The sequence below is a fragment of the Desulfovibrio ferrophilus genome, assembly GCF_003966735.1.
Taxonomy (GTDB): Bacteria; Desulfobacterota; Desulfovibrionia; order Desulfovibrionales; family Desulfovibrionaceae; genus Desulfovibrio_Q; species Desulfovibrio_Q ferrophilus.
In genome coordinates this window covers 1,052,921-1,077,529 of sequence record NZ_AP017378.1, presented here as the reverse complement: position 1 = coordinate 1,077,529, position 24,609 = coordinate 1,052,921, and the positions used below count along the sequence as shown (strand labels likewise).

The window sequence follows — 24,609 nt, the reverse complement described above, 5'->3', positions numbered from 1 at the left end:
ACTTCAAGCAGACATTCAAGTGTTTTGTCCATCCCACTTTCATTGTTGAATAAATAAAATGTAAAAAACCATAAAGCCTCACTCTGGTATCGCAACCGCGATTGCCGGAGTGAGGCTTTTGTTATAATCCGTGCGCCCCTCCTTCAGAGGGGCAATGCTTTCTTTAGATGAACAATTCAGGTTCGCGACGTTCGGAGAAGAGTTCGTGAATCTTGACGTTCAGATCTGCAATAGGGGTGCCTTTGAAGCTACGTCCCTGTTCTGGACAAGCGCGGGTGCAGGCAGCACAGACAATGCATTTACTGCTGTCCGTAGTGGCTTTCCCGTTGATGCTGATAGCCCCCGTAGGACAGACGCTTGCGCATTCACCGCAGCCCGTACACAGGCTTTCATCCAGAGTCGGCGACATGGGGGGCTTGTTCCAGCCTTCCTTGTAGGGACGATTGCCGGGCACTTCGAGCTGTGCACAATCTGCAGCCGAAGGCAACTCGGTAATCTTGGTGGCGACCTGTTCACCAAAGGCAGTGGCCTTGTCCGTATCGCTCATGTCTGGACGTCCTTCGGCCACTGGAAGCTCCGGCGTGCTGAAGGAATGCTCGGCCACGAAAGCGCCACCCGCCACAGGGGTGAATCCCAGTTCCTCGGCCAGATCGGTCAGTTCAATGAGTGCATCGTCGTAATGGCGATTGCCATAGGTCACGACCAGTACGGCCAGAGAGCCCCAGCCCTGCATGGCTCGCAGGCGTTCGGCAGCTACGGCGGGGATGCGTCCGGCATAGACGGGTACACCGATTACGGCTACGTCGCCCGCACCTTTGCCAAAGCTCGGCACTTTGGCGTCCGGCAGGGTCAGGTCCCAAGCCTTGACGGACTCGGCGCCCAAACCCGCAGCAACGGCGGCAACAAGGTGTTTGGTGGTCCGAGTAGGGGAAAATACGATGGTCTTGACGGTTTTCACGTTCATTATTCTTCTCCAAGAATGTCAATACGATAAAGGCTGAGCGAAATTCGAATACTGTGCTTCATGCAGTTCGAGACGATGCCCGACTGCCTGCTCGGTCATCGGTTTACTCCAACATGCCAGGAACCGCCAGAATCATAGTGGCGCAAAGAACTACAGACAGGGTGGATTTTGTGACGGCCTGGATCATCGCTCGATTTGAATTAGATGATTGACCAATAGCGCCAAACAGTGATGCCAAGGATATTTTAAAAAGCGAGAGAGGTCGTACCTCTACCAATTGCGTGGGGTAGTTAAAGAATGATAGCAGCACCGAAAGCGCTTGTTTCGAGACGATAGAAACCAGCATGAAACCAATCACCGAGAAACAAACATATGGACGGAATAATGGCCACTTTTGATGAAATTGTTAACGAATTACAAGACAAGATTAACCAGGAAACCATTGAGGCCTTCGGGGAAGAAGGATTTGAGCGGTGGCGCAACACTCCCCACCGGGGAAAGCCCCCCTTGGCCAATTACCAGGGCGCTTCGACCGGCAGTTGCGGCGATACCATCCAACTGTTTTTATACATTGAAGACGACAGGGTCTGCGATGCCGGGTTTCTCACCGATGGCTGCGGCTCCAGCATGATCAGTGGCTCCATGGCTGCCGAACTGGCCCTGAACAAGCACTGCGATGAGCTTGCCGCCATCTCCGGGGAAGCCGTCCTCGAAGGCCTGGGTGGCCCTGATTGCCTTCCGGAGGACGACCAGCATTGCGCCTGGCTGGCCGCCAATGCCCTGCACGAGGCCCTGGGGGACTACTACAAGCAAAACATTCACAAAAGAATATCCGACTAAGAACATTAGAGGTTTGTTCCGAGGCAGGGTGCTATTGGAAGCAAGACTTTTGGTTGAGCGTTTTTGTCCTGCCATAAAGATCAATCCCCTGGCCGCTTTCAAGCGGGCAGGGGATTTGCTTTGCGACTTGATGTAAATACACTTTGCAAGATAAACCCATAGTCATGGAAAATGAAGGATCACTCAGGCTGATGGTTTTCATGGCAACCGCCATGGTTCTAGGATTGTGGGAGGTCCTATCACCTCGCCGAACCCAAGACCCTGATCGTAAAATTCGCTGGACCGAGAATCTCGGGGTCGTATTTCTCTCATCCCTGACCCTGCGTGTACTTTTCCCGATTCTTCCGGCCCTGCTTGCAGCGACAGTCCAAGCACGAGGCGTGGGGTTGCTTCCATTACTGCATATCTCCTGGGGGCTCCAAGTGATCCTTGGTGTCGTACTTCTTGATGCCGCCATGTACTTCCAGCATAGAGCCTTTCACAAATGGGCATTCTTATGGCGACTGCATCGAATGCACCACACTGATACGTCGCTTGATTTCACGACAGGAGTGCGATTCCATCCACTGGAAATATTCCTATCTCTGATATTTAAGCTAACTGTGGTTGTCTTTATCGCCCCACCGCCAGAAGCGGTTTTGGCTTTTGAGATCATCCTTAACAGTGCCGCGATGTTCAATCATGCAAACATATTCTTGCTGTTCCCTGTGGATAGGCTTCTTCGCCTGTTCCTTGTAACGCCAGACATGCACCGGGTTCACCATTCAACGGACAGGGTAGAGATGAACAGAAATTTCGGTTTCAGCTTTCCTTGGTGGGATTGGATATTCACGACTTATAAGGACCAGCCGGAAGAGGGGCATGAATCCATGAACATTGGGCTGAATATCTTCCGGGAAAGAAAATACAACTCCATCTTCTGGTTGCTTGCCATACCGTTCGTAAATCCGATCAAAACACTGCAATAAATAACCTGAAAATTTTATTCACTTATCTTCAATTCTTCATAAACGTCCTGACCTCACTCTTCAATTCTTTACGCTCTTGATTTTTCACAAACGTTCCAAGGTTTACATCTGATCTTTCTTCTTGACTCTGCTTTATTCACCTTGATATCCAATAAACAGTTGTATCTATATGAAGTTGAAAATGGCATTTCAACTATGTGTTGATTTGATATAGCTACTAAGAAAACTTACCATCTGGCATTTAGGAGTGCGAAATGTACCGAATTGGCAGAACTATTCTATTACTAATTATTACATCACTTGTCTTTTGTTCGTATTTGTTTGCAAACGACATGTCCCAAGGTCTAAATTGCCCCCCCGGATGGAATGACAATACATCTGCAAGAGGTAATGATCTTATAAAACAATGCATATCTCCTTCACAAGATGCTTTTATAGAACTATACGCATCTCCTGGAAAGGACGTTCCGCTTGACAAATTGCTTGATGCATGGGCTAGCGAAATGACCCAGCGCGGATTACCTTTCCAAAATCTTGTCTCTGAACAGCCAGGACAAGTTTCAGGCTACCCGGCCGTCACCCGCGTATACTCAGGGCAAATCAACAACGGTTCCCAGTTTGATTCTTCCCTCGTAGCCTCCAGCTATAACGGAGTGAAATACGTATTTCAGGGGCTGTCTTTAAAGGGAAACAAGAAAGCTCGAAAACAGATCCGCCATGCCATGAATACTTGGTATTATCCAGGCGTGTCCTCTCAGGCCTCCAGTAATACAATCGGCGGACTGCCGCTCGGATCAGGCAGTTCCGTAAATACGAGTCAGAACGTAAACTCTGGGGGAGGGCTCCCAACGATATCCGGAACATTTATCGCGGATAAAAAAGATTATTTTGGCGGAAAATACTACTACCGGATGTACCACTATTACGGCGATGGAACATTTATAGATGGGACTAAGAATGCAAAAACCGGTGAAGTGAAAATGGGGACGCGGAAGAAGCAATGTAAAATATCAAAATCGGGAAAATCCTACGTGGTGACGAGCGGTAGAAGTTGCACGGATGGATATGTAACCGACACCGAAGGTAATGAGATTAGACGATTTAAGAGCGGGTGCTATACCTCTGGCGGTAAGCCGATGTATTTTAGTCGAGTTATTGATAATTCTAAAAATTATACCAACAGAGTAGAAACAAGTGGGCTTCCCACGATAGCCGGAACATTCATCGCGGACAAAAAAGATTATTGGAGCGGAAAATATTACTATCGAATGTACCATTATTACGGAGATGGAACATTTATAGATGGTCAGAAAAATGCTGCTACCGGTGAAGTGAAAATGGGGACGCGGAAGAAGCAATGTAAAATATCAAAATCCGGGAACTATTACGTAGTGAAGAGCGGCGGAAGTTGCACGGATGGATTTGTAACCGACACTGAAGGTAATGAGATTACACGGTTCAAGAGCGGGTGCTACACCTCCGGCGGCAGAGCGATGTACTTCAAGCTGGTCAAATAAATGCTTGGTGCCCCCGAATTTAGACCAGGGAAGGTTTGCTTTCGGCGGGCACTAGCTCTGATGATATGAATAGCACTTTACCTTGTGGGCAATGCCCACTGTACGAATAATATGTGCCCCTATCGGTAGTGCCATGTTAATGAAGAATAATCATATATTTCTGATGATTAACATCCTTGCCACCATTCTGCTTGCTGGATGCGACAAGGACCCGGTAGACACACTGGTTTATGAAAAGGATTTCTGTACCCGTTATCATGAATCTTTCCTTGCTTGTGATTGCTTCTTTGATCCAGCGTCAGGCAATGACGGGCCTGGGGGGTACGGAGATGGAGCTTTGTATAAATCAGGAAGAAAGATCAGAAACAATGATGATGCAGAAGCTTTTTTCAACAGGTGGTTATTTTTGATTCAGAAAGACTATTACGATACGACTAAGATAAAAAAAGACACAAGAATTGAATGTAAAGACCTGGGGTATGGTTTTTATAACTGTTTTGTATTTAATGAATTATACGTGACTGTTTCTGATGACGGCGATATATATAAAACTGTGTGTATGGAGTAGTGTGTCCACATCGCCCTCTAACAAGATACAGTATGAATTGAAAAAGAGATGGGCTGAATGGTGTAAAACTTCATCGCAGGAAATCATATGAAGAGAATAAAGCTGTTAGCTTTCATCTTTGCTACTGTTATTGTCGCGTGCAACTTGACCATAGCTGCAGAATTGCCGTCCTACACTATAACTGTGCCAAACGGATGGAAGGACAATGCAAACCTGGGAAATGACATGCTTCGGCAAATCACTGACCCGGGCAACAATTCCATGGTTGAAATATACTACGGCACAGAATCGCCTGATACTCTTCAGGCGCTGGCAGAAAAATGGGAATCAACCGCTCGTAAACGTGGAATCCCATATATGAAAAACCTAAATTCATCAGAATTTTTCGACTACCCCGGAACAGAGGTGCGGGCCTTAAGAAGAAAGTATTCAGGCCAACACGGTGATGTCGTTTTGGGCTGTCAAATTGATTTTATGAAATATGATGGATTTATTGTCATTGTTGTCGGCATTTATCCTCAAAATCATCCGGTTTATCGAGAGCCGCTTTTAAAAGCTCTGGCCTCTTTCCAGCCCGGAAAAAAGATGCCGGAGATGGCGCAACCCCCTCAATCTTTCCCCGTAGATACTCTAGATATGGACATGGTTTTACGGGCCAATTCCAATATGGAACCGGCTTTCAATGTGAAAATGCCTGATTCATGGCAGGTTTCGTTGGCATCGAGCAGCTCTATCAAAATCGTCAATCCTGATGTCAAATTCAATTTCCTTGGGATAGATCTGAGTTACACTGAAAATGTATTAGAAGATGAAAAAGTGTACCTTGAGCTTCTTGGTAACAACCTTTCAGATCAATTTGAAATGCAATTTGCAGGATTTAAGCCGGGTGAGATGAATGTGTATTTAATGGAAAACACACCTGTGCTTTTTTATACATTCAAATATTCAATCCCAGGCACAGATGATGAACAGGGAAATGCAAAACAATGGAATTTTATTATTAGAGATAGATTTCTTGTAACTCTTTTTTACACTGCCCCTGAGTTTTTAACGACACCTTATGAAGAGGATATTCTTCCAAATGTTTTCGCATCTTTTGAGCTCAAGCCAGCATGGCTCAATTTTGCTGATGGCCTTGATGCATACTTTGCAGGGGATTATGAAGTAGCTGAAATACTATTTAAAAAAAGTCTTGAAACAGAAAAAAACAACACATGGCTCTGGTATTATACAGGTCTTAGTATACAGGCCGTACATGGCCTGAACCAACTTGAGTTTTCAAGTGATTGTTTTGCCAAGTCAGCAACGTTGGACCCACGTAACATAAAAGCGCTCAATCAGTTGTCTGCCTGTTTTATGACTATAAATGATTATCAACAGGCCCATGAGATCTTAGCAGATGCTCTAAAAATCGATCCCTTTGATGAAGAAACCCTTCTGAACCGGACGAAGCTCTTTTTGAAAGAAAAAAATGGTGATCTGGCACTTGCGACGATTACAACGCTTTTATCAAAGCACCCCGAAAACGAAGAAGCCATTATGATAAGAGAAAAACTCATTCACTTGAAAAATCAGGCAATGTGACAGGGCTCAACGAGGGCTGGTCTTCTTTTTAACGTTTTTAACATACCATTAAGATCAATCCCCTGGCCGCATTCAAGCGGGCAGGGGATTTGTTTTGCGATTTGCGATTGAAGGAATTATTTTGCACTGAAATCATGAGGGCTTTTAGCGTATCTGCCTGCGCCACAAGAAATCTGGATTGCAGAAGAAATAGGTATGGTGTCCCCCTAATACAGAAGAAATAGGTCTGGTGTCCCCCTAATACAATTCCGTGTCCCCTTAATTCCCTTCCCTTACATCATCGCCGTCAACCTTCGATCCAACAAGTTCGTGAAATTCTGTTTTTCCTTGGGGCCGAAGGGGGGAGGGCCTCCGGCGATCATACCTGCTGAGCGAAGTTCTTCTTTCAAATTGCGGACAGTGAGGGTGGCCTGGATATTATCTTCAGTGAAATGGTCCCCGCGCGGCGTCAGCACCTCGCACCCTTTATCAATGACCTCAGCGGCCAGGGGAATATCGGCCGTGATGACCAGATCGCCGGATGTTATGGATTCTGCAATGTGATCGTCCGCAACATTGAAACCCTGTGCCACATGTACGGTCTGAATGAATGATGAGTTTGGCACCCGTAAAAAACTGTTCGCCACCAGAATCAACTGAACCTTCCGCCGCTCAGCCACCTTGAACAGCACTTCCTTCACTGCTTTTGGGCAGGCGTCGGCATCAACCCATATCTGCATTCTTTACTCCGAATTCATTGCCCCGAGAGGGGCTGTATGTATTTGTGATTGCATTTGAAAGTTCTTATGGAAATAGCTTGAACGAGGCAGGGGGGAGACAAGTTCTCGTCTACGTCATGCGAATAATATTCTTGGGTTTGACGGTCCCGTCAAGGCATCCTGCCGAATGATTATGGGGTGAAGTCATGTATTTTAGCGTAGTGAATTGCGGGGGGCTGAAATCAAGACAGAAGAGAAAACAGGTATGGTGTCTCCCCTGATTTTGTTTTCTTCATGCCTATAATCCGCCGCATGGTTCTTTCCCTGTGCCGCAGTCGGGGTTCGACATCCCTGCAAATATGACGACCCGAGAATTGAGTTGAATCGTTGCCACGCCTGTAATGATCATCTTCTGGGACATGATTTTTATGCCTATGAAGCAGACCTCATTGACTTGTAATCTCGGCTTGTTCTATTTGATTTATGGTCTTGAATACAAATGGAGATTCATTTGAACCGGAAAACTACGTGCCTGCCTTGACGAGCCTTCTGTCGAAAAGCCTTCAGCTTGCCTTGCTCGTCTGCGTCTCGATATCAATCTGCTTTGTCACAGGGTGTCGTGGAAGCGAAAATGCAATGCCTGTCGCCAAGCGCGGCATGGTTGATCTTTCCGAATGGAATCCTGCACTGGATGGCCCCGTCGCTCTGGATGGGCAGTGGGAGTTCTATTGGGACCGCCTGCTACTCCCGGACGATTTCGCTGCTGACAGCAACGCTCAGCCCAAGAGCGGCTATCTGAACCTCCCCGGCTACTGGAAAGGGCATGACCTCAACGGGCAGCCATTGCCCGGCACTGGACAGGCAACATTCCGCCTGCGAGCCCTGATGCCCCCTGGTGATCATGTTTTGACAGCGCGATTTTTCTCGGTTCGGGCCGCCTACCGGGTGTGGGCCAACGGAGAGCTTGTCGCCTCAAGCGGCGTGGTGGGGAGAAGCGATGAAGCGGAAGAACCAGACCGCTCAATCGTCCTTGCCCGGATCGCAAGCGATGGAACACCGCTTGAATTGGTGATGCAGATATCCAACCATTTCTTTCCCGGCGGTGGTGTGCAGAACCCGATCATGCTGGCTGTGCCGGGGCCTTTGGAGCAGGCCCATGCCAATGCGCGAAGCTGGGGACTGCTGTTTGCGGGCTGCATGCTGATCATGGCTCTGTATCATTTCATCCTCTTCATTTTGAGGAAGAAGGATGTCTCGACCCTCTATTTTGGATTGTATTGTATTATCCTGACGGTCTTGGTCGCCTCGAATGATGCCTCCGACTGGTTGATCAGAGCATACCTTCCAAGTCTCCCCTTCGGGGCTGTGAGCAAGGTCGTGATTGTCTGTTACGCCATATCGACATCCGTGTTGTATAGATTTTACAGGTCATTATACCCGAAAGAGTTTGGGCGTATTCTTCTCTATATCGTTGATATACGAGGACTCATTTTCATTGCAATCGTCCTGTCTCAACCTGGCGTCGTTTACCAATCAGCTCTCCAGTTGTTTGCGCTGACGTCCATCCTCTTTACGTTTTGTTTTGTTATCTTGCTGTTCATGTGTTTTCGTCGCGGCTACAGCGGGTCGCTGCTTCTTCTATGTGGGGTCGTTCTGCTCGGCTTTACATCAACGCATGACGTGTATTTCTTGATATTCAAAACCCATGTGGTGAGTCTTCTTCCACTGGGGTTGTTTGCGCTTGTCATGTCACAGGCGGGGGCTTTGGCGCAGCGTTTTTCCAAGTCCTTTGCCGATGTTGAAAACCTTTCCGAGAAGCTTGAACTCAGGAATATCAATCTTGAAAAGGAAATTGCCGAACGCAGCCGGTTGGAACGGGAAATCGTGAACATCAGCGAAGAAGAGCGACGGAGTATCAGCCTGGGCCTCCACGACGGACTGTGCCAGCAATTGACCGGAGCCCGTTTGCGATGTGCCGCATTGTCGCGGATGAGTCCCGTGCCAAATGGCAAGGACGAGGAATTGCGCCAACTCTCGTCGCTCTTGGACGAGCTGGTCGATCAGGCATACGACCTGTCCTGCGGCATCTGGCCGCTGGAGCATGGTGCCGGAAGTACGGGGCCGTCCTTGGAGGACCTGGTCAGGCGTTACTCTCGGTCAAGCGGAATCCCAATGGAATTCAGTGACAAGAGAGGCTGTGAATCGTGCCGGAATATGCAAGTGACGCAACTCTACCGCATTGCCCAGGAAGCTATCGCTAATGCCGTTAAACACGCCAAGCCAAACAAGATAGCTGTTACGTTCGATTGCGCCACGAGCGGCCAGGCAACCCTTGTTGTTCGCGACGACGGCGTTGGCAGATCCGCAGCCTCTCGCTCCGAAGGTGGGCTGGGAATGAGCATTATGGCGCACAGGGCGATGATGATTGGCGGAGACTTTCAGGTCTCGGACATCGACGAAGCAGAGGGCGGCGGGACCATGGTTGCCTGCTCGGTCGTCTGCCATTCCAAAGTTCGATAGTACCGCAGGGGAGAGAACGAGAGGACAGGGTTATATCTTTTATTTTAGGGCTTTTTAAATACCTTAAGAATCCCCCCTGGTCGCATCGTGAAGGATATTCTGTGGCTGAAACGCTAAAATAAAAGACCTGACCCCATTCTCAGGGGCTGAAACCAAGACTGAAAAGAAATTAGGTATGGTGTCCCTCTAATTCGTAATTCTTGATTTTGACAGGTGAACTATCCAGATAAATACTCTAGTAATTCAGCTGTTGCTGCATTTTTCATGATTCTGGCTCGAACTGGACCTACTAGGTATATTTCTTTGATAAGGCTTTCTTCGGTTTTATTATGCAATTCTTCGATTGTATTGATTCCTGCGCTTATTAGCTTCATTTTTTGCCACTCTGTAAGAAGCTGAAGGACGCCAATTGGTTTCTTTAGCATATTCAATAATGCTTTTTTATATTGATCGTCGTCGAGATCTATTCCAGAAGCATTTTTAATGTCGATATATGCAGAGTGGTTCTTGCCAAATTCAGGAAATTTCTTAATTGATAAAGAATTAAAAAACGGCATAGACATGTTCATAGGGCTACTCTTTAGTGCAATAATACATCCATACTTAACTTCATATCTCGCACCAAGCTCTGATCTTGTTGCACGAATACTGGAATCAATCTTTCGTATAACACCAGTATATGTAAGTAACCTTAATGCCTCTTTAACAGATTCTGGCGAATCTTTATGAATCCAGAAGTATATACTGGACTCTTCCACCCCTTTTGTCTTCCGTGATTCATTATATGACTCGATGGCGGGGATAACAGTTCTTTCTAAAAAATCCCTACCCCAATCGATGAGTACTTTGTGACCTTTATACTTTTCCCCTAGTTCCGTGTGTTCAGTCCAAATACTACCTCGGTAAAAATCCTTGATGAGTTGATTTATGGACAGAGTGTTAAATTTAGGTAGATCTTGTAAAGTCTTAAGCAGCATTCGCGGGTTGCCACCACAACACAAAGCTAATGTATTAAATAACTCTTTTTGATTCTCAATTGTTGTCTTGGTATTATCGTCAGCCTGCTTGAAAACAATTTCTTTAAAATAATTTAAGTACTCAGCATCTTTGATATTTCTTTCAAGTTTTTTAAAAATACAATCATGGGTCGGTTCGAATGAGTCACCAAAGTATGTGACCCCCGGATAGATGGCAGCATTACAAGTGATGTATGGTGACCTGAGATCTTTATAGAGGCTAAAAAATTGCCTTTGCTGTTCAGGCCTAAAAACATGGGCGGCTTCATCGAAAAAGAAAAACATTCTTTCCAGAGAATTATCTAAACAAATCAATTCAATGGCTTCTTTTACATCCTCTATATCAGGCAGTGTATCTGTCTTGACACTCTGTTTACCCTTATAGGACGCCTCATAGGCCTTTACGATTGATTTCAAATCATTTTCAACGTTTTGGCCCTCATCGCTCTCGTCATTGCTTAAAAGATTTGCGGAATGAGGAGAAATCAGCAGCCCTTTTTTTCTAAGTTTATTTATAAGTGTCTTAAGAGTTTTAGCTAGCATCCAATGATAAAATTGCAAGGGATCTTTAGTGCTAATCAACGAACTAATATTAAAAGAGACAAATACCGCCAAAACCGGGGATTTTGTCATCTCAAGCTCTAGTTCTGCAACTCTCATTAAAAATGATTTTCCCGTACCTCTTGACCCCTCGATTAAGCAAGGTTCTGGAGAATTAAGCGCAGCGATAATGCTTTTATCGCTGTCGTTTGTGACTGAAAAAGACAATATTTCATCATACTTAATGCTTTCTGTGCGAAGATAGTAGCTTGACATAGGTTACTCCTTTGGCCCACCCAGCAATTCGCGAATTGGGGCAATGTGATTCATCTCTTCTCTGAGGAAAAGTAAATCATCTGCTTGGATGTCAGAAAAAGACTTTAGGTGCCGACAAGACAAAACAAATAGAATTATCTCAGCAACTTGCTTGAAATATCCAAAAAATAAATCAACGAGATCCTGTTGGTAAGTGAGTATGAGTCCATTTTTTCCCCAGGTTTCATTGTTGCCATGGACGTACTCAGAAAGTTGCCTATAAACAGAGGTTGCTTTTTTGTTATATTCTTCAATGTATCCCTCTAGTTCGGGGAAAAAAGCAAGAGCGTATCTTTTTGAAAGTACCCCATTATTTTTGTCAGTTAATTTTGACCAAATGATGTCAGCCCGACCGTTTACCCACTCATATTGTTCGAGTTTGTGCACAGAAAAAAATGCTGCACCAAGGCCCATCTCCATGGCTAGCCTTAATGAAGAAAATGCCTGTCGATACATACCATACGCAAGATTAATGTATGAATACTCAAGCTGCGAACATACTTTAGCTAACATGTTCTTATCATTTATATCGTTAATCTGACTAGAAAAGTCGGAGATACACGTTGAAAAGTGGTTGGCAGATCCAAAGTATTCAATATTTTGAATACTCCTCTTAAATATAGCTTGCGATTTAATTTCAATTTTTTCCAAATATTCTTTTATTGTCATGGGACATCTCTATTTCCAAATGTTCATTTTTTATATGGAGAACAAGATACCTATTACCTTTTTTAAAACGGTTGATTCGTAACCCAGCACGCGACCCATGTCTATGCCGTTCTATATAGATATTATTGTAGGGACAGAGGGAAACATTAATGAATTAAAAGGACCATACTCATTCTTCACTTTCTCCATCCCCCCCCATCCCACAGAAAAACCCCTCCGGGCATGGCCCAGAGGGGTTGTATCTATCAGGGGGGTGGTGGAGGCGGGGGGAATCGAACCCCCGTCCGGGAATGCTCCACTCATGGCGTCTACAGGTTTAGTTCATCATTAATTCTCGTCGTGCGCATGTCGATGAACAGGCGGACGCACGACCAGTCCACAAACTTCTCGCCCCGAGCATGGCGGACGCATGCCGGTAGCCAGTCCGAAAGTCGTTGCCCAATCCCGCTTATCGGACGTCAGCAGGTTGGACACAGGCTATTTACGCAGCCAGAGCGTATTCGTGATCGTTGGCAATTAACTTGCCTGCCGCTTTTTAACGGGGCCAGCGGCGCCCCGACCTGCAACCATGGCTTCAACCATCCTCGTCGAAACCAGGTCGCCCCCTGTCAATGAACCGGAATCAGATATAAGGCTTTCCTGCGCTTTGGCAAGGGAAAACGCCTCCCTCTTTTCTTTTCCGTCATGATGGCCAGCGGTTTTTACACGGTAGCAGGTCACTGGGTAAACGTTCCAGACCTGTTGCAATATCGCCGCGCCTGTTCTACATTTGCAAATGATGAAGAATTCTACTCAGTAGCATCCAAAAGATGATCCACCGCAACTCCCTGGGGGGGATGGAGTGATGAAAAAATCCATTTGCAAAGTCTTTGTAACCTTGATGTTGCTTGCCGCTTTTGCCACTCCGGCCTTGGCTTCCATGAGCCTTGACTACTACGTGAGCGAAATACAAAAACTGCTGACCGAAAAGCGCATCAATTCCATGATGGATGTAACCCGCGCCCTGAAACAGGGGGGGGCTTCCTTCCAGAAGGATCTGGCTCTGCCCACGGGACTGGCCAAAACCGTCAAATCCGGTGAATCCGCAGGCATCATGGTGGGCATGTATCAATTCGATGCGGTCTATGCCGTGGCCTTTGGCCGTAAAAAGGACGCTGCGGGATACATGCAGGCCCAGGATCAATTGATGAATCGCCTGAATATGCGTGGTCAGCTTGAGGTCTCGGCCCTGTTCCCGCCCGCATTCAAAAAGTTGGTCAAAACTCCGGACAAGATCAGTTTTGAAGAGGTCGTGAAGGCCTACGCCGCCAACACCGAAAATTACACCATCCTGATGCAGGCCCCTGGCGGGTTTGATGTGGTGGAAGACTCCCTCTACGGCTTTATCGTGGAAGCGCTGTATGTGGTCAGCAATGCCATCATTCTGTCCGATTATGACCCCACCTTGACCGCGCTGCTGGCAGACACCACGCCAGTGATTCAGCCGGTGCTCGATTTCTACGAAGCCTTCACCAGCGAGGATTACGCCAAGTTCGTGGATGACGAAAACTTCCTGGAGCAGGGGCAGCGCGCCGGTTGGCTGAAGATGCTGCTCAAGATGATCATCAGCAAGAAGGACAACCTCACCGAAAAGCAGGTTCGCGCCGTTGCCTCCATCGCCGCCCGTGAACGTGCGACCGTGATTGCGGACGGTAACTAACAGAACTTATCCTTTCTGACGGCCCGGCGGCAGATGTCGTCGGGCCGCCTTGCCGTTTGGGAGGCCCATGTCGGAAATCGTTCTCAATGCCGTGCTTCATCTGTTTGCACTCATTGCCAGCGCAAGGGGTGAAGAAGAACACAAGGCATGCCATGCCTCGGTCGAGGCTTATCTCCGCCAACAGGTGCGCATTGGCTCTGTAGAGCAGTACCTGGGCCTGTACGACGAGTTTTACGACCTGTCCCTGGCCCTGGATGAAAAAGCCCGTAAACAGGCTGCCTGGGGCATTTGTGACCAATTGAGGGGCAAGCTGCCGCGTCAGGAGCAGTTCGTGGCCCTGGCTGCGGTGCTGACCATCACCTCGGGCAGCGGAGCAGAGCCCGGCATCGCCACCATCGACGGCATCATCGCGGCAGCGTTGGATATCGACCGCAAGGACTTCGATGCCCTGCGCCTGCTCATTCTGCATCCCGAAGACTACACCGCGTTGGATGAGCGGTTCCTCGTGCTGGACGATGGGCATTTGCATGCCGACGTGCCAGCGCGGCGACTCTCCATGCCCGGGTTCAGGGCTCAGTGGACCCTGACCCGCATTCAGGAGACAGGAACGCTGATCCTGGTGCCCACAGGGCGCGGACACCTGACCATCAATGGTCAATTGGCCGTGCAGGGTAAACTGCACGTGTTGCCGCCCGGATTCGTGCTGCGCGACAGTACCGGAACCGGAATTTACGCCTCGCAGATCGAGGCCGCCTTGACCGATCAGGCCGTTGGCAGCCAGCTTGTCTTCGAGGGGCGTGGGCTGGATTTCCGCTTCCCTGGCAGTGACAACGGCCTGCATACATTCAACTTTACCGAAGGCTCGGGGCGACTGATCGGCGTTATGGGCGGTAGCGGTACGGGCAAATCCACGCTGCTTTCCATCCTTTCGGGCACACTGCCACCGGATGCCGGGCAGATACTGCTCAATGGGCGTGACCTGTATGCCGAGAGCGACTCTCTGGATGGGGTCATCGGGCTGGTGCCACAGGACGACCTGCTGTTTGATGATCTGACGGTGCGTCAGAACCTGACTTCCAGCGCAAGGCTCTGTCTGGCGGACCTGCCTCGCGACGAACTGGATCAGCGCGTGGAGCAGACGCTGCACAATCTTGGACAATTGGACATTGCCGATCTCAAGGTAGGCAGTCCACTGGACAAGACCATCAGCGGCGGGCAGCGCAAGCGTCTGAACATTGCTCTGGAGTTGATCCGCGAACCAGCTGTCCTTTTTGCGGACGAGCCCACCTCCGGGCTCAGTTCCGCCGACTCCTTCAACGTCATGAGTCTGCTCAAACAACAAGCTTTGTCCGGGCGCTTGGTGATCGTTGTCATTCACCAGCCATCTTCGGATATATTCAAGCTTTTTGATGGTTTGTGGCTACTGGACAAGGGTGGGCGGCCTGTGTTCGAGGGCAATCCCCTGGAAGCGGTGTCGTATTTTCGCTCGGCCATTCATGCGGCAGGCGGGGGAGAGGGCTTTTGCCCCACCTGTGGCAACGTCAACCCCGAGCAGATATTCAACATCATCGAGATGCGCCGGGTGGATGAGGGCGGACACTTCACGGACGAACGACTCGTTTCGCCTGAGGATTGGCACCAGCGCTATCTGGCACACCATAAGGCTCAGGACCAGCCCGAAACCGAACCACCGCCCAAAGACGTGCCCGCAGGACTGCGCAGACCCGGACTGTTGGGGCAGTTCTCCATCTTTTTCGAACGCAACCTGCTGGCGCGGCTGGCCAACCGGCAGTACGTGACCCTGAACCTGCTGGAAGCACCGTTCATCGCCTTGTTGCTGGGGTTGCTTTGCCGACGGTCATCCGGGGAGAGCTATATCTTCCACGACAACATGAACGTTGCGGTGTTTTTCTTCATGAGCGTGGTGGTGTCCCTGTTCCTGGGGTTGTCCGTCAGTGCCGAGGAGATCGTACGCGATCGCAAGATTCTACGACGCGAGGCCTTCCTGAACCTGTCGTGGGCGTCCTACGTCAATGCCAAGACCGCCTATCTAGCGGGGCTAACCGCCGTGCAGACACTGGCGTTTACCTTGGTGGCGCAGGCCGTTTTGCAGGTCCCGGACATGACGCTTGCGACATGGGCCGTGTTATTCTCGTGCGGCACCTGCTCTTGCCTGCTGGGGTTGAATGTGTCCTCGGCCATGCGCTCGGCCGTGGCCGTGTACATCCTGATTCCGCTGCTGCTTATCCCGCAGATGCTGCTGGGTGGATCAGTAATCTCCATGGACGAACTGGTCTCGCGCGATTCCGGCGATCTGCATGTGCCCTGGTACGCCAACGTCATGCCCTCGCGCTGGGGATATGAGGCCCTGATTGTGGGGCAATATGCCGAAAACCGCTGGATGCAGGGGCAATTCGAGGATGATTGCGCCGTGCGTCAGGCGGATTGGGAGCTGGATTATCGGGTGCAGGAGCTCAAAACTCTGGCGGATTTCCTGTTCCTGCCTGATCCGCCGGATGACTTTGCGCCGAGGGCAGAGCGCTATCTGACCGTGCTGGTCCACGAAGTCATGGCTCTGGAAGCGGAGACGGGGCTGGATTCAGGCCTGGAGATGGATGTGTTCAGCCTCGCAGGGTTTGACCAAGAGGCATCAAAGCAACTGCGAAAGTTCCTGAAGGATGTTGCCAAGCAGATCAGGACAGAGCGGAGCAAGTCCTATGACCGAATCTCCAGCCTGGAGACACAGCGCCTGGATGAATTGGGAGAGAATGGACTGGAGCAACTTCGCCGTGATTACACCAACCGATCTGTGGAATTGGCAGCGCGAAATGCCATGAGCCTGGAATCCATACGGATTTCCGGACATCGATTGGTGCAGTTGACGGACCTTGTGTGTGCGCCAACACATAGCGCATGGGGCATGGCCCACTTCGGAGCCGGGACCAAGAAACTGTGGGGAAGGGCAGTACCCACCGTGGTCTACAACATCTGGTTCCTGTGGCTATTGACTTTGCTTTTGTATCTGAGTTTGTACTTTCATCTGCCGGAGCGGTTGTCCAAGCTCGGTAAACGCTGACCCTAAGGAAATAGCAGACTCCTGAATCCTGCATTCTCAATCTAATCAGAGTAAAGACCACAAAAAAGGCTCGCCATCCATAAGGACAGCGGGCCTTGAGGTCTCTATTGATCCGAGTGCTACCAGCGGGGGCGGCGTTCGGTACGGGGGTGAGCCTCGTTAACCTTCAGGGAGCGGCCACCGAAATCGGTACCGTCCAGTGCTTCAATGGCGGCCAGTGCTTCCTGGTCTTCCATTTCAACGAACCCGAAGCCACGGGGACGACCGGTCTCACGATCTTCGATCAGCTTGACAGATACGACTTCACCGTAATTTCCAAATGCGGTCCGAACTTCCTCTTCCGTGGCGCTCCAGGGCAGGTTGCCCACATAAATGCTCTTAGCCATTCTCGTAAAACTCCTACTAAGACAGTTGCTACAGTGCTCAGGCACCCATTAAAAAAGAGGCTGTGTACACCAAGATGCGTACATTGCCCCTTGTTGAACCCAGAAGTTGATTCCAATCAGATTCAGCCGACCTTTTGCGGCCACACCCAAAACCGGCGTGTCTGCATTTTTAGCTAATTTCCTGTTAGGCTAAAAAACTGTTGAAGTCAAGGGGGTTCGATGAAAAAGATGGATATCTCTATAAAAAAATATCGAATAAAATCAAAGGGCTGGAAATGAAGAACACAGTCGACTGTTTTCGAGATAACTTTGCCTTATTTCACAGGGGGTAACCCGTGATGTAAAAAACAACAACAAACGTATTATTCTGATCATAAGAAGCGAGAAGTGGTCAAATATCCGAATTCCAAACCTATCCTCTGGCACAGGACTTTGCAGCTTGTTCCCGCCTTTTTAATCCTGATTAGTCTACTGAAAGTTTTTGCATTGCTTCATTGAAATTATTGAAAATATTATTTTTACCAATAATTGATTCCGTTCCCATGTGAGAAAGAACTCTATGTACGCTGTCGTTCACTCCCGTCAATATAACTCGAATATTCTGAGATCTGGTTTTTCTCAGAATGGTCTCTAGCGCTTCTGCGCCTGTCGCATCAATGCTCGGAACGTGACGCATGCGAAGAATAAGAATGTCTGGCGTGTCGCGCGTAAAGCGCATGACGTTGATGAAACGTTGAGTCATGCCAAAGAATAACGGACCACCTATCTCATAAATGACAACCTTGGAATTACCAATCTTTACTCCACAGGCATCACCGTCCTGCAATCCGGGGGTGAACGGATGTATATCAGCGAGCTCACTCATCCGTTTCATAAAGAGAATTGCCGCTAAAACGACACCAACCTCAACAGCAACAGTAAGATCAACAAAAACAGTAAGCAGAAGAGTCAGAATCATTACACCTGAATCGGCCTTTGGCGCATGCAGCAAGCGTTTAAAGCGATGCAGTTCACTCATGTCCCAAGCCACAACAATAAGCACAGCGGCAAGACTGGCCAAGGGAATACGTGAAGCCAGAGAGGCGCAGGCCACCACAAATCCCATCAAGGTCAGAGAATGAATGATACCGGATAACGGCGAGTAAGCTCCGGCGCGGATATTTGTTGCCGTGCGGGCAATCGCCCCGGTGGCTGGAATTCCCCCAAAGAGCACAGAGCCGATATTGGCAACTCCAAGGGCCACGAGTTCAGTGGATGAGTCGTGGCGATCACCGGTCATGCCGTCTGCCACAACAGCGCTCAAAAGGGACTCAATACCTGCAAGCAGAGCAATGGTCAGGGCGTCCGGAACAATATCTCGCAAAGATCCCGTAAAGTCCGAAGGAAAGGCAAAATGGGGCAACACGGCAGGAATACCGCCGAAACGGCTGCCAATGGTGTCAATCTCCATCCCCCATAGCCCAGCCATCACAGTGGCCACGACAATACCCACGAACGGGGCCGGAATCCGAGGTATGTACCTGCGCACAAGAATCATTGAGACAAGCGTTGCGACACCAATCCCGAGAGCGGCGGGGGTAAATGTCTGGAGTCCGTTGGCACAGGCCAATATTCGATCAAGAAAGTCAACCGGCAGAGGGTCGATGCGCAACCCCAAAAAATCCTTGATCTGTGAAGTGAATATGAGCAGCCCAATGCCTGTGGTGAAGCCCGTTGTGACCGGATACGGGATGAACTGAAGCAACCTGCCAAGACCAAGCAGCCCCATAACGACAAGAATGGCTCCCGCCAGCAAAACGGCCATAACCAGACCTGTATAGCCGTGATGGGCAATCACCCCGGAAATAATGACGACGAATGCGCCCGTTGGCCCGGCAATCTGAAAGCGTGTCCCACCCAGGAGAGACACAAGGATGCCAGCCACAATTGCCGTGAAAAGTCCGCGTTCGGGCGAGGCGCCCGAAGCGATGGCAAACGCCATGGAAAGCGGCAACGCCACAATGCCCACGGTAACGCCAGACATCAGATCTCGCTGAAGATATTTGAATGAATAGCCCTGTCTGTAGGTTTTGATGCTCGCAGGGGCGTGACCGAATAAACGCAACAACAAAGAGTGCAACACTGAGGTTACTCCAAATGAAGAAATGCATCCGGGGGCACAGGCGATGGTCAGGTCGAAAAGACTCGGAATGGCCAGGGGCTGGAGGCTCGCGCGGGGAAAGTGACAGCAGCGGTGATATGCCTAGCCGTAGGCGTAGTCAAGAAAAGCCCAAAAAAGAAAAAGAGTTGCCCATTAGGACCAGCGAAAGGGAAGAGCGGGTGCCGACAATGGAGAATATCTTCGTTTTACTAAGGCTTTCTCCATTAGCGATGGCCGAATAGAGCGGATACGCTCTCGGCAAGTAAAGATTGAATATCATCTGGAACGTGGCTGAAGAGCCTCTTGGCCCGTAGCTCGCAATGGCGTCTCATAAGGACAGAGGCTGTGCGCAGGCATCATTTTTTACGCGCCAAAATCATGATGCTCAAGCTTGCGATGTGATCATCCAGGAATTCCTTCTGAATATACTTGCGTGCAGTGGTCAAATACGGCTCGACTGCGGACTTGACCGTTATGATCTGGATATCACCCCATCCGTTGTCCTTCAGGATGGATTGATACTGGCTTGGGCGTACCCTGTTTGGTGAAGCCTTGTGCGAAAGAAGATTATATAAAAAATCATTATATTTGTAGATATTCAATGGGTCATTACTCCGAACCCATCTGCTGTGAGACTTCAAATCGACTTGGGCGACAAGGATCGACCCGCTTTTACATTTGGTCGAGAGGAGGGAAAGTGCTTGCTGTGGATTATCAAGATGCTCAAAAGCAGCCTGACTGAAAACGACATCAATCTGTCTATCTTTGATTTCACTGAAATCAATAGTGTTTTTGCAAATATAGTTTATTTTACCCTCCCCGGTACGGGAATAGGTAAGCACGGTATCCAGTAAGTCGGGGGGGAGGGTATCCTGGGAATCTGATCGCTCAGCAATCTTATCGATGAGCTTTTCATAAAAATCAGGCTGAACATTTTTGACAAGATCATGGATATCAAACGCATAATAGCTTTCGGCTCCCTTCGAAAGAAGAATGGTGGCGATGCCTAAATCAGCGCCTGGTCCCAACTCCAAAATCGTTTTGTCCTGTATGGAATAGTTCGGAAAGTATTTACTTGCGTGTTCTTCCCATTGGGAGACAACGGAAAAATCATAATTGATGCAATCGTCCACTCTATCAATTGGCTTCGGAGTGTATTTGGCGAGATGGTATTTGCATTTACTCAATACAAGAAAAAACAAACCGATCACGTAATGTTTCATACTAAAGTCCCCCTCAGGACAACAGCCATTCAGCAAGTTTCATTTTCAGATCACACTAAATGGCTTAAATTCAACCTGAAGTCTACTGCACAGTCCATCGGGACGTATCCAGATGGGCAATGGGGACAAACGAAAAAAGCCCTGTCCAAAAAGGACAGGGCTTTGAGTTCGTATGGTAGCGAGGAGAGGACTTGAACCTCCGACACTGCGGATATGAGCCGCATGCTCTGACCACCTGAGCTACCTCGCCACACGGGAGAAAGGCTTATATGAGCTTCCCGAGCAAATTGCAAGGGGAAAATCTGACTTTTTCAATCCTCTCTTATCAATTAATAAGGCAGTTTGAAAAAAATTATGAGTTTATTCATGGTTGCCGTCGCAAGGACGAAAAATGACGTGTACCTAGACCAGAAAAATAAGCACGGCAGCAGCCAATGCAAGCCGATACACGGCGAACGGGCGAAGGGTCAGCCGCCCCAACAGGGCGATAAACCCCTTGATGGCGATCCAGGCCGCGATAAATGACACACCAAAGCCTACGGCCAGGAAGGGTAAGTCTGCGCTGCTGAAGAGGCCATAGTTTTTGAGCATGTCATATCCCGTGGCAGCAAACATAATGGGCACTGCCGCCACAAAGGAATACTCGGCTGCAGTCTTTCGCTCGGCCCCCAGAAGCATGCCCCCCATGATAGTGGCAGCTGAGCGGGAAAACCCGGGCCACAGGGCCAGACACTGAAAGCAACCAATCCCGAAGGCCAGGGCCGGAGTAATGGCGTCCAGGCCACGAATGCGCTCGCTGCTGCGCCTGCTTTCCACGACAAAGATTGCCAGGGCTCCCACGCCAAGGGCCCAAGCAACCGTCTGAGGGCCAAACAAGTGTTCCTTGATGTAATCATGGGCCAGCAGCCCCACAACGCTGGCAGGGATGGAGGTCAGGATCAGCAGCCAGATTCCGCGAGGACCGGAAAAGGCTCGCTCGGGGTCGGTCTTCAGCAAGCCGAGGAATCGTTCCCAATACAGCACGACCACCGCAAGAATGGCTCCGAGTTGGATGACCACCTCAAAAGTCGCGGCTTTTTCACCAGTAAATCCAAGAAGATGGCCCGTCAGAATCAAATGACCGGTGGAGGAGACCGGCAGAAATTCTGTCAGCCCCTCGATGATGCCCAGGATAATTGCGCTAAATATGGAGTCCATCTGAGTCCTTGTCTGCTGGAGGTCACGAGCCAGGCCCGCCTAGATTCGGGGAGGTTACCGCCTATCCGATGCCTGTTCAAGTTGCAAGGCGCAGGCGCTTGGTGTAGATGTGCCGTCACGTCGGCGGGTCTGTGAACAAACCGCCGCGAGGAGAATGAATGCCTACAATCATGCCCAATGGAGAACTGCTGCGTCGAGCCGTGAAGTGGATCGCCGAACAGCGCAAGCAGGGCGTCACCAATACAGCCCAGCTTGTGGAAGACGCCTCCGTGCAGTTCAACCTGAGCCCGCTTGATCAGAACAACCTCCTTCGCTTGCTGAAGGAAGAAAATACAGGGGAGCAGGGCCCTGCGTAACTCCATCTCGATCCTGCATCGGCAGGTATTCAAAGAGCTGCTGAGCCTGTTCTCACTCACAGCCGTCGCGCTCCTGACGTTGCTGTTGATCGGAAGAATGCTGCAACTGCGCGAGTTGTTCCTGTCCCAGAATATGGGATTTGTCGATATCGCGTCCATGTTCCTGTATCTGAGTCCGTTCTTTTTGCTGCTGATCATTCCGATTGCTTGCATGCTTTCGGTCTTCCTGACTTTTTTGCGCATGGGGACAGATCTTGAGTCCGTAGCGCTCAAGTCATCGGGCATCAGCTTGTATCAGCTTCTGCCTGCACCCGTGTTCTTCTGCCTGCTCTGCGTTGTGGCCAACATGGCCATCAGCTTCTGGGGGGTCTCCTGGGGCATGGAGAATTTCAGGGCACAAGTGCTTGAGATTGCCCGAACCAAAACCCAGCTGGTCATGCAAGCTGGTGTATTCAATAAGGATTTCCCGAACCTGACCGTCTTTGCTCAACAGGCCGATAACACCACGGGTGAACTGACTACGGTGTTTGTTCAGGACCGGACCCACGAAAGCGTCAAGGCCACCATCCTGGCCCCCACGGGCAACGTGCATACTGATTCCGACAAGGGCGAGATTGTCTTCCATCTGCGTGATGGACGCATCTACCGTCAGGAAAAGGGAGCGGTCAGTGTGGTCGGTTTTGGCACCTATCAGGTACGCATGGACCTCTCGAAGCTGCTCTCCGGCTATGACCTGGGGGATATCAAACCCAAGGAAATGAGTTGGGAAGAACTCCATGAAGCCAACGATGATCCGGCAACTTTAGCCATAGATAACGGGATGTTCTCTCGGAAGGTTAAAGTTGAGATTCAAAAACGTCTTGTCCTGCCGTTGGCCTGTCTGGTGCTGGGTTTGTTCGCTTTGCCCATGGCGGCAAGCTTTGGCGGGCTGAACCGTCACTGGGGCCTGATCCTGGCCCTCGGATTCTTCCTGTTCTATTACACGCTGCTCTCACTGGGGCTCTCGTTGGGTGAAACAGGCACCGTCCCTCCCATAATCGGCCTCTGGCTCCCCAACGTGCTGTTCCTGATCGTGGGGGTCGTCGGCATCCGCATGGCCGCCATGGAACGGGCCATTTCCGTTGCCGCATGGCTATCGCACCTCAAGCTGCACTGGGCGAGGAGGGTAAGCCATGCGAATTAGGACTCTTTCGCAATATCTGTTCAAGCAGAACCTGTTCCTGTTGCTCACCACCCTCGCTGCGGGTTCGGCACTCTACATCATGGCTGACCTGTTCGACCGGCTGGACGACTTTCTTGAGGCCGGGCTGGGGCTAGGCACTGTGGCCACCTATTTTGCGGCCAAACTCCCCTTGATCATTTCACAGATCATGCCTGCGGTCTTTCTTGTCTCCCTGGTCATCCAGCTCTGCCTGATGGCCCGGAGCCGTGAACTTCTGGCGCTTCGGTCCGGAGGGGTTTCTCTGGCCGCCATGTCACGCTTTTTTCTGGCCTATGCCTTGCTCTGGTGCCTGATTCAGATGGCATTCTCGCAGCTTGTGGGAGTCTATGGGCAGCAGATCGTGCGCAGCATCTGGTCCGAGCAGGTGCGAGGCAACATTGTTGAGAAAAAAGTCTTGTATAACATCTGGTTCAGAGAAGGCGACCTGATTGTCGAGGCTGCTCAGCTTCGGCCTGCCAAGAATATGGCGCAGGACCTGTCCATCTACGAGATGTCAGACGACCGCCAATCCGTTAAGCGCATTATTACGGCAAAAAATGCCTTCGCCGAGACCGGAAAGTGGACTCTGCACAATGTTCAGGTTCTCGATCCTGTGAATTTCTCCGTGACAAATCTGCCGCAGATGACTCTGGATTTACAGCAGGACCCCATGACCTTCGTCCATATCGACCCCAACGTGGATCCAGCCTCATTGCCCATGTGGCAGTTGTCGCGGGTCATTGAACGTCTGGATGCTTCCGGGTCCAACGTGGAGCGGTTGCGTACCGCATGGCACATGAACTGGTCCTATGCCTTTTCCATTATGTCCATGGCATTGCTGGCTCTGGCGCTTGTGACCCTCTCCGAGAATGTATACCTGAATATTGGTCTCTCGCTCGTGCTGACGTTTATGTACTACGTGGTCTACATGGTCGGAGCGACCATGGGGCAGAAGGGAATGCTTCTGCCCTGGATGGGGGCCTGGCTCGGAAATATCGTATTCTGTTCGGTGGCTGGCGGCTGGCTGGCCTGGACCATGCGTCCATCAGGCATCACCCGGAGCTGACTCAGACCCCCTTGCACTGAGACATCAAAAGCCCTCGCACAAGAACATGCGCGAGGGCTTTTTGCT

At 49.8% G+C, this 24,609-nt stretch carries 19 protein-coding genes, 1 tRNA gene and 1 other RNA gene; 11 read left to right on the top strand and 10 right to left on the bottom strand.

From position 1 onward, the window contains the following. Positions 1-163: 163 nt before the first annotated feature. A complete protein-coding gene (locus EL361_RS05005) occupies positions 164-964 on the bottom strand; it encodes a 4Fe-4S binding protein (RefSeq protein WP_126377222.1) in 801 nt (266 codons plus the stop codon). A 384-nt stretch (positions 965-1,348) separates the two neighbouring features. Here EL361_RS05005 and EL361_RS05000 point away from each other — a divergent pair, with 384 nt between their 5' ends. The 5 genes from EL361_RS05000 (at position 1,349) to EL361_RS04980 (ending at position 6,441) form a co-directional block, all read left to right on the top strand. Further along, positions 1,349-1,804 carry an iron-sulfur cluster assembly scaffold protein gene (locus tag EL361_RS05000; protein WP_172961642.1) on the top strand — a complete coding sequence of 152 codons (456 nt, stop codon included), beginning with the start codon at positions 1,349-1,351 and terminating at the stop codon, positions 1,802-1,804. 164 nt (positions 1,805-1,968) lie between these two features. After that, a complete protein-coding gene (locus tag EL361_RS04995; RefSeq protein WP_126377218.1) occupies positions 1,969-2,772 on the top strand; it encodes a sterol desaturase family protein in 804 nt (267 codons plus the stop codon). Positions 2,773-3,026: 254 nt separating this feature from the next. Further along, a complete protein-coding gene (locus EL361_RS04990; RefSeq protein ID WP_126377216.1) occupies positions 3,027-4,289 on the top strand; it encodes a hypothetical protein in 1,263 nt (420 codons plus the stop codon). A 133-nt stretch (positions 4,290-4,422) separates the two neighbouring features. Further along, positions 4,423-4,857, top strand: coding sequence for a hypothetical protein (locus tag EL361_RS04985; protein WP_126377213.1), 435 nt, complete (start codon positions 4,423-4,425; stop codon positions 4,855-4,857). 87 nt (positions 4,858-4,944) lie between these two features. Beyond that, the gene (locus EL361_RS04980) at positions 4,945-6,441 is read left to right on the top strand and encodes a tetratricopeptide repeat protein (RefSeq protein WP_126377211.1); all 1,497 of its coding nucleotides are present in this window, start codon (positions 4,945-4,947) and stop codon (positions 6,439-6,441) included. A gap of 272 nt (positions 6,442-6,713) precedes the next feature. Here the strand turns inward: EL361_RS04980 and EL361_RS04975 are convergent, their stop codons facing one another. Beyond that, positions 6,714-7,160, bottom strand: coding sequence for a YaiI/YqxD family protein (locus EL361_RS04975; protein WP_126377209.1), 447 nt, complete (start codon positions 7,158-7,160; stop codon positions 6,714-6,716). Positions 7,161-7,775: 615 nt separating this feature from the next. Between EL361_RS04975 and EL361_RS04970 the strand changes: the two genes are divergently transcribed. Beyond that, positions 7,776-9,659 carry a 7TM diverse intracellular signaling domain-containing protein gene (locus tag EL361_RS04970; protein ID WP_172961641.1) on the top strand — a complete coding sequence of 628 codons (1,884 nt, stop codon included), beginning with the start codon at positions 7,776-7,778 and terminating at the stop codon, positions 9,657-9,659. 218 nt (positions 9,660-9,877) lie between these two features. Here the strand turns inward: EL361_RS04970 and EL361_RS04965 are convergent, their stop codons facing one another. From EL361_RS04965 to ssrA, 3 genes are all read right to left on the bottom strand, one after another. After that, positions 9,878-11,491: a hypothetical protein gene (locus EL361_RS04965; protein WP_197723453.1), complete on the bottom strand. Its 1,614-nt coding sequence runs from the start codon at positions 11,489-11,491 to the stop codon at positions 9,878-9,880. A gap of 3 nt (positions 11,492-11,494) precedes the next feature. Then, positions 11,495-12,199, bottom strand: coding sequence for a hypothetical protein (locus tag EL361_RS04960; RefSeq protein WP_126377205.1), 705 nt, complete (start codon positions 12,197-12,199; stop codon positions 11,495-11,497). 254 nt (positions 12,200-12,453) lie between these two features. Then, positions 12,454-12,805, bottom strand: a transfer-messenger RNA (tmRNA) gene (gene ssrA, locus EL361_RS04955). 238 nt (positions 12,806-13,043) lie between these two features. Between ssrA and EL361_RS04950 the strand changes: the two genes are divergently transcribed. Then, entirely contained in the window at positions 13,044-13,898 is an 855-nt protein-coding gene (locus EL361_RS04950) for a hypothetical protein (protein WP_126377203.1), read from the top strand. Between the two features lie 67 nt (positions 13,899-13,965). Further along, entirely contained in the window at positions 13,966-16,974 is a 3,009-nt protein-coding gene (locus EL361_RS04945; RefSeq protein ID WP_126377201.1) for an ATP-binding cassette domain-containing protein, read from the top strand. A gap of 119 nt (positions 16,975-17,093) precedes the next feature. Here the strand turns inward: EL361_RS04945 and EL361_RS04940 are convergent, their stop codons facing one another. The 5 genes from EL361_RS04940 to EL361_RS04920 all read right to left on the bottom strand — a co-directional run bounded on the left by EL361_RS04940 (position 17,094) and on the right by EL361_RS04920 (position 21,920). Then, positions 17,094-17,360 (bottom strand): RNA recognition motif domain-containing protein, encoded by a 267-nt coding sequence (locus EL361_RS04940; protein WP_126377199.1) that lies wholly within the window; start codon positions 17,358-17,360, stop codon positions 17,094-17,096. A 463-nt stretch (positions 17,361-17,823) separates the two neighbouring features. Continuing rightward, positions 17,824-19,482, bottom strand: coding sequence for a SulP family inorganic anion transporter (locus EL361_RS04935; RefSeq protein WP_232034877.1), 1,659 nt, complete (start codon positions 19,480-19,482; stop codon positions 17,824-17,826). Positions 19,483-19,856: 374 nt separating this feature from the next. Beyond that, positions 19,857-20,723 carry a methyltransferase domain-containing protein gene (locus EL361_RS04930; protein ID WP_126377197.1) on the bottom strand — a complete coding sequence of 289 codons (867 nt, stop codon included), beginning with the start codon at positions 20,721-20,723 and terminating at the stop codon, positions 19,857-19,859. Between the two features lie 173 nt (positions 20,724-20,896). After that, a tRNA-Met gene (locus EL361_RS04925) sits at positions 20,897-20,973 on the bottom strand. 152 nt (positions 20,974-21,125) lie between these two features. Next, a complete protein-coding gene (locus EL361_RS04920) occupies positions 21,126-21,920 on the bottom strand; it encodes an undecaprenyl-diphosphate phosphatase (RefSeq protein WP_126377195.1) in 795 nt (264 codons plus the stop codon). 158 nt (positions 21,921-22,078) lie between these two features. Between EL361_RS04920 and EL361_RS04915 the strand changes: the two genes are divergently transcribed. From EL361_RS04915 to EL361_RS04905, 3 genes are read left to right on the top strand one after another with little or no spacing between them, the layout of a single operon-like run. Then, the gene (locus EL361_RS04915; protein WP_126377193.1) at positions 22,079-22,276 is read left to right on the top strand and encodes a hypothetical protein; all 198 of its coding nucleotides are present in this window, start codon (positions 22,079-22,081) and stop codon (positions 22,274-22,276) included. Further along, positions 22,251-23,459 carry an LPS export ABC transporter permease LptF gene (gene lptF / locus EL361_RS04910; protein ID WP_338031075.1) on the top strand — a complete coding sequence of 403 codons (1,209 nt, stop codon included), beginning with the start codon at positions 22,251-22,253 and terminating at the stop codon, positions 23,457-23,459. The genes EL361_RS04915 and lptF overlap by 26 nt, the downstream gene beginning before the upstream one ends. Continuing rightward, positions 23,449-24,543: an LptF/LptG family permease gene (locus EL361_RS04905; protein WP_126377189.1), complete on the top strand. Its 1,095-nt coding sequence runs from the start codon at positions 23,449-23,451 to the stop codon at positions 24,541-24,543. The genes lptF and EL361_RS04905 overlap by 11 nt, the downstream gene beginning before the upstream one ends. Positions 24,544-24,609: the final 66 nt, after the last annotated feature.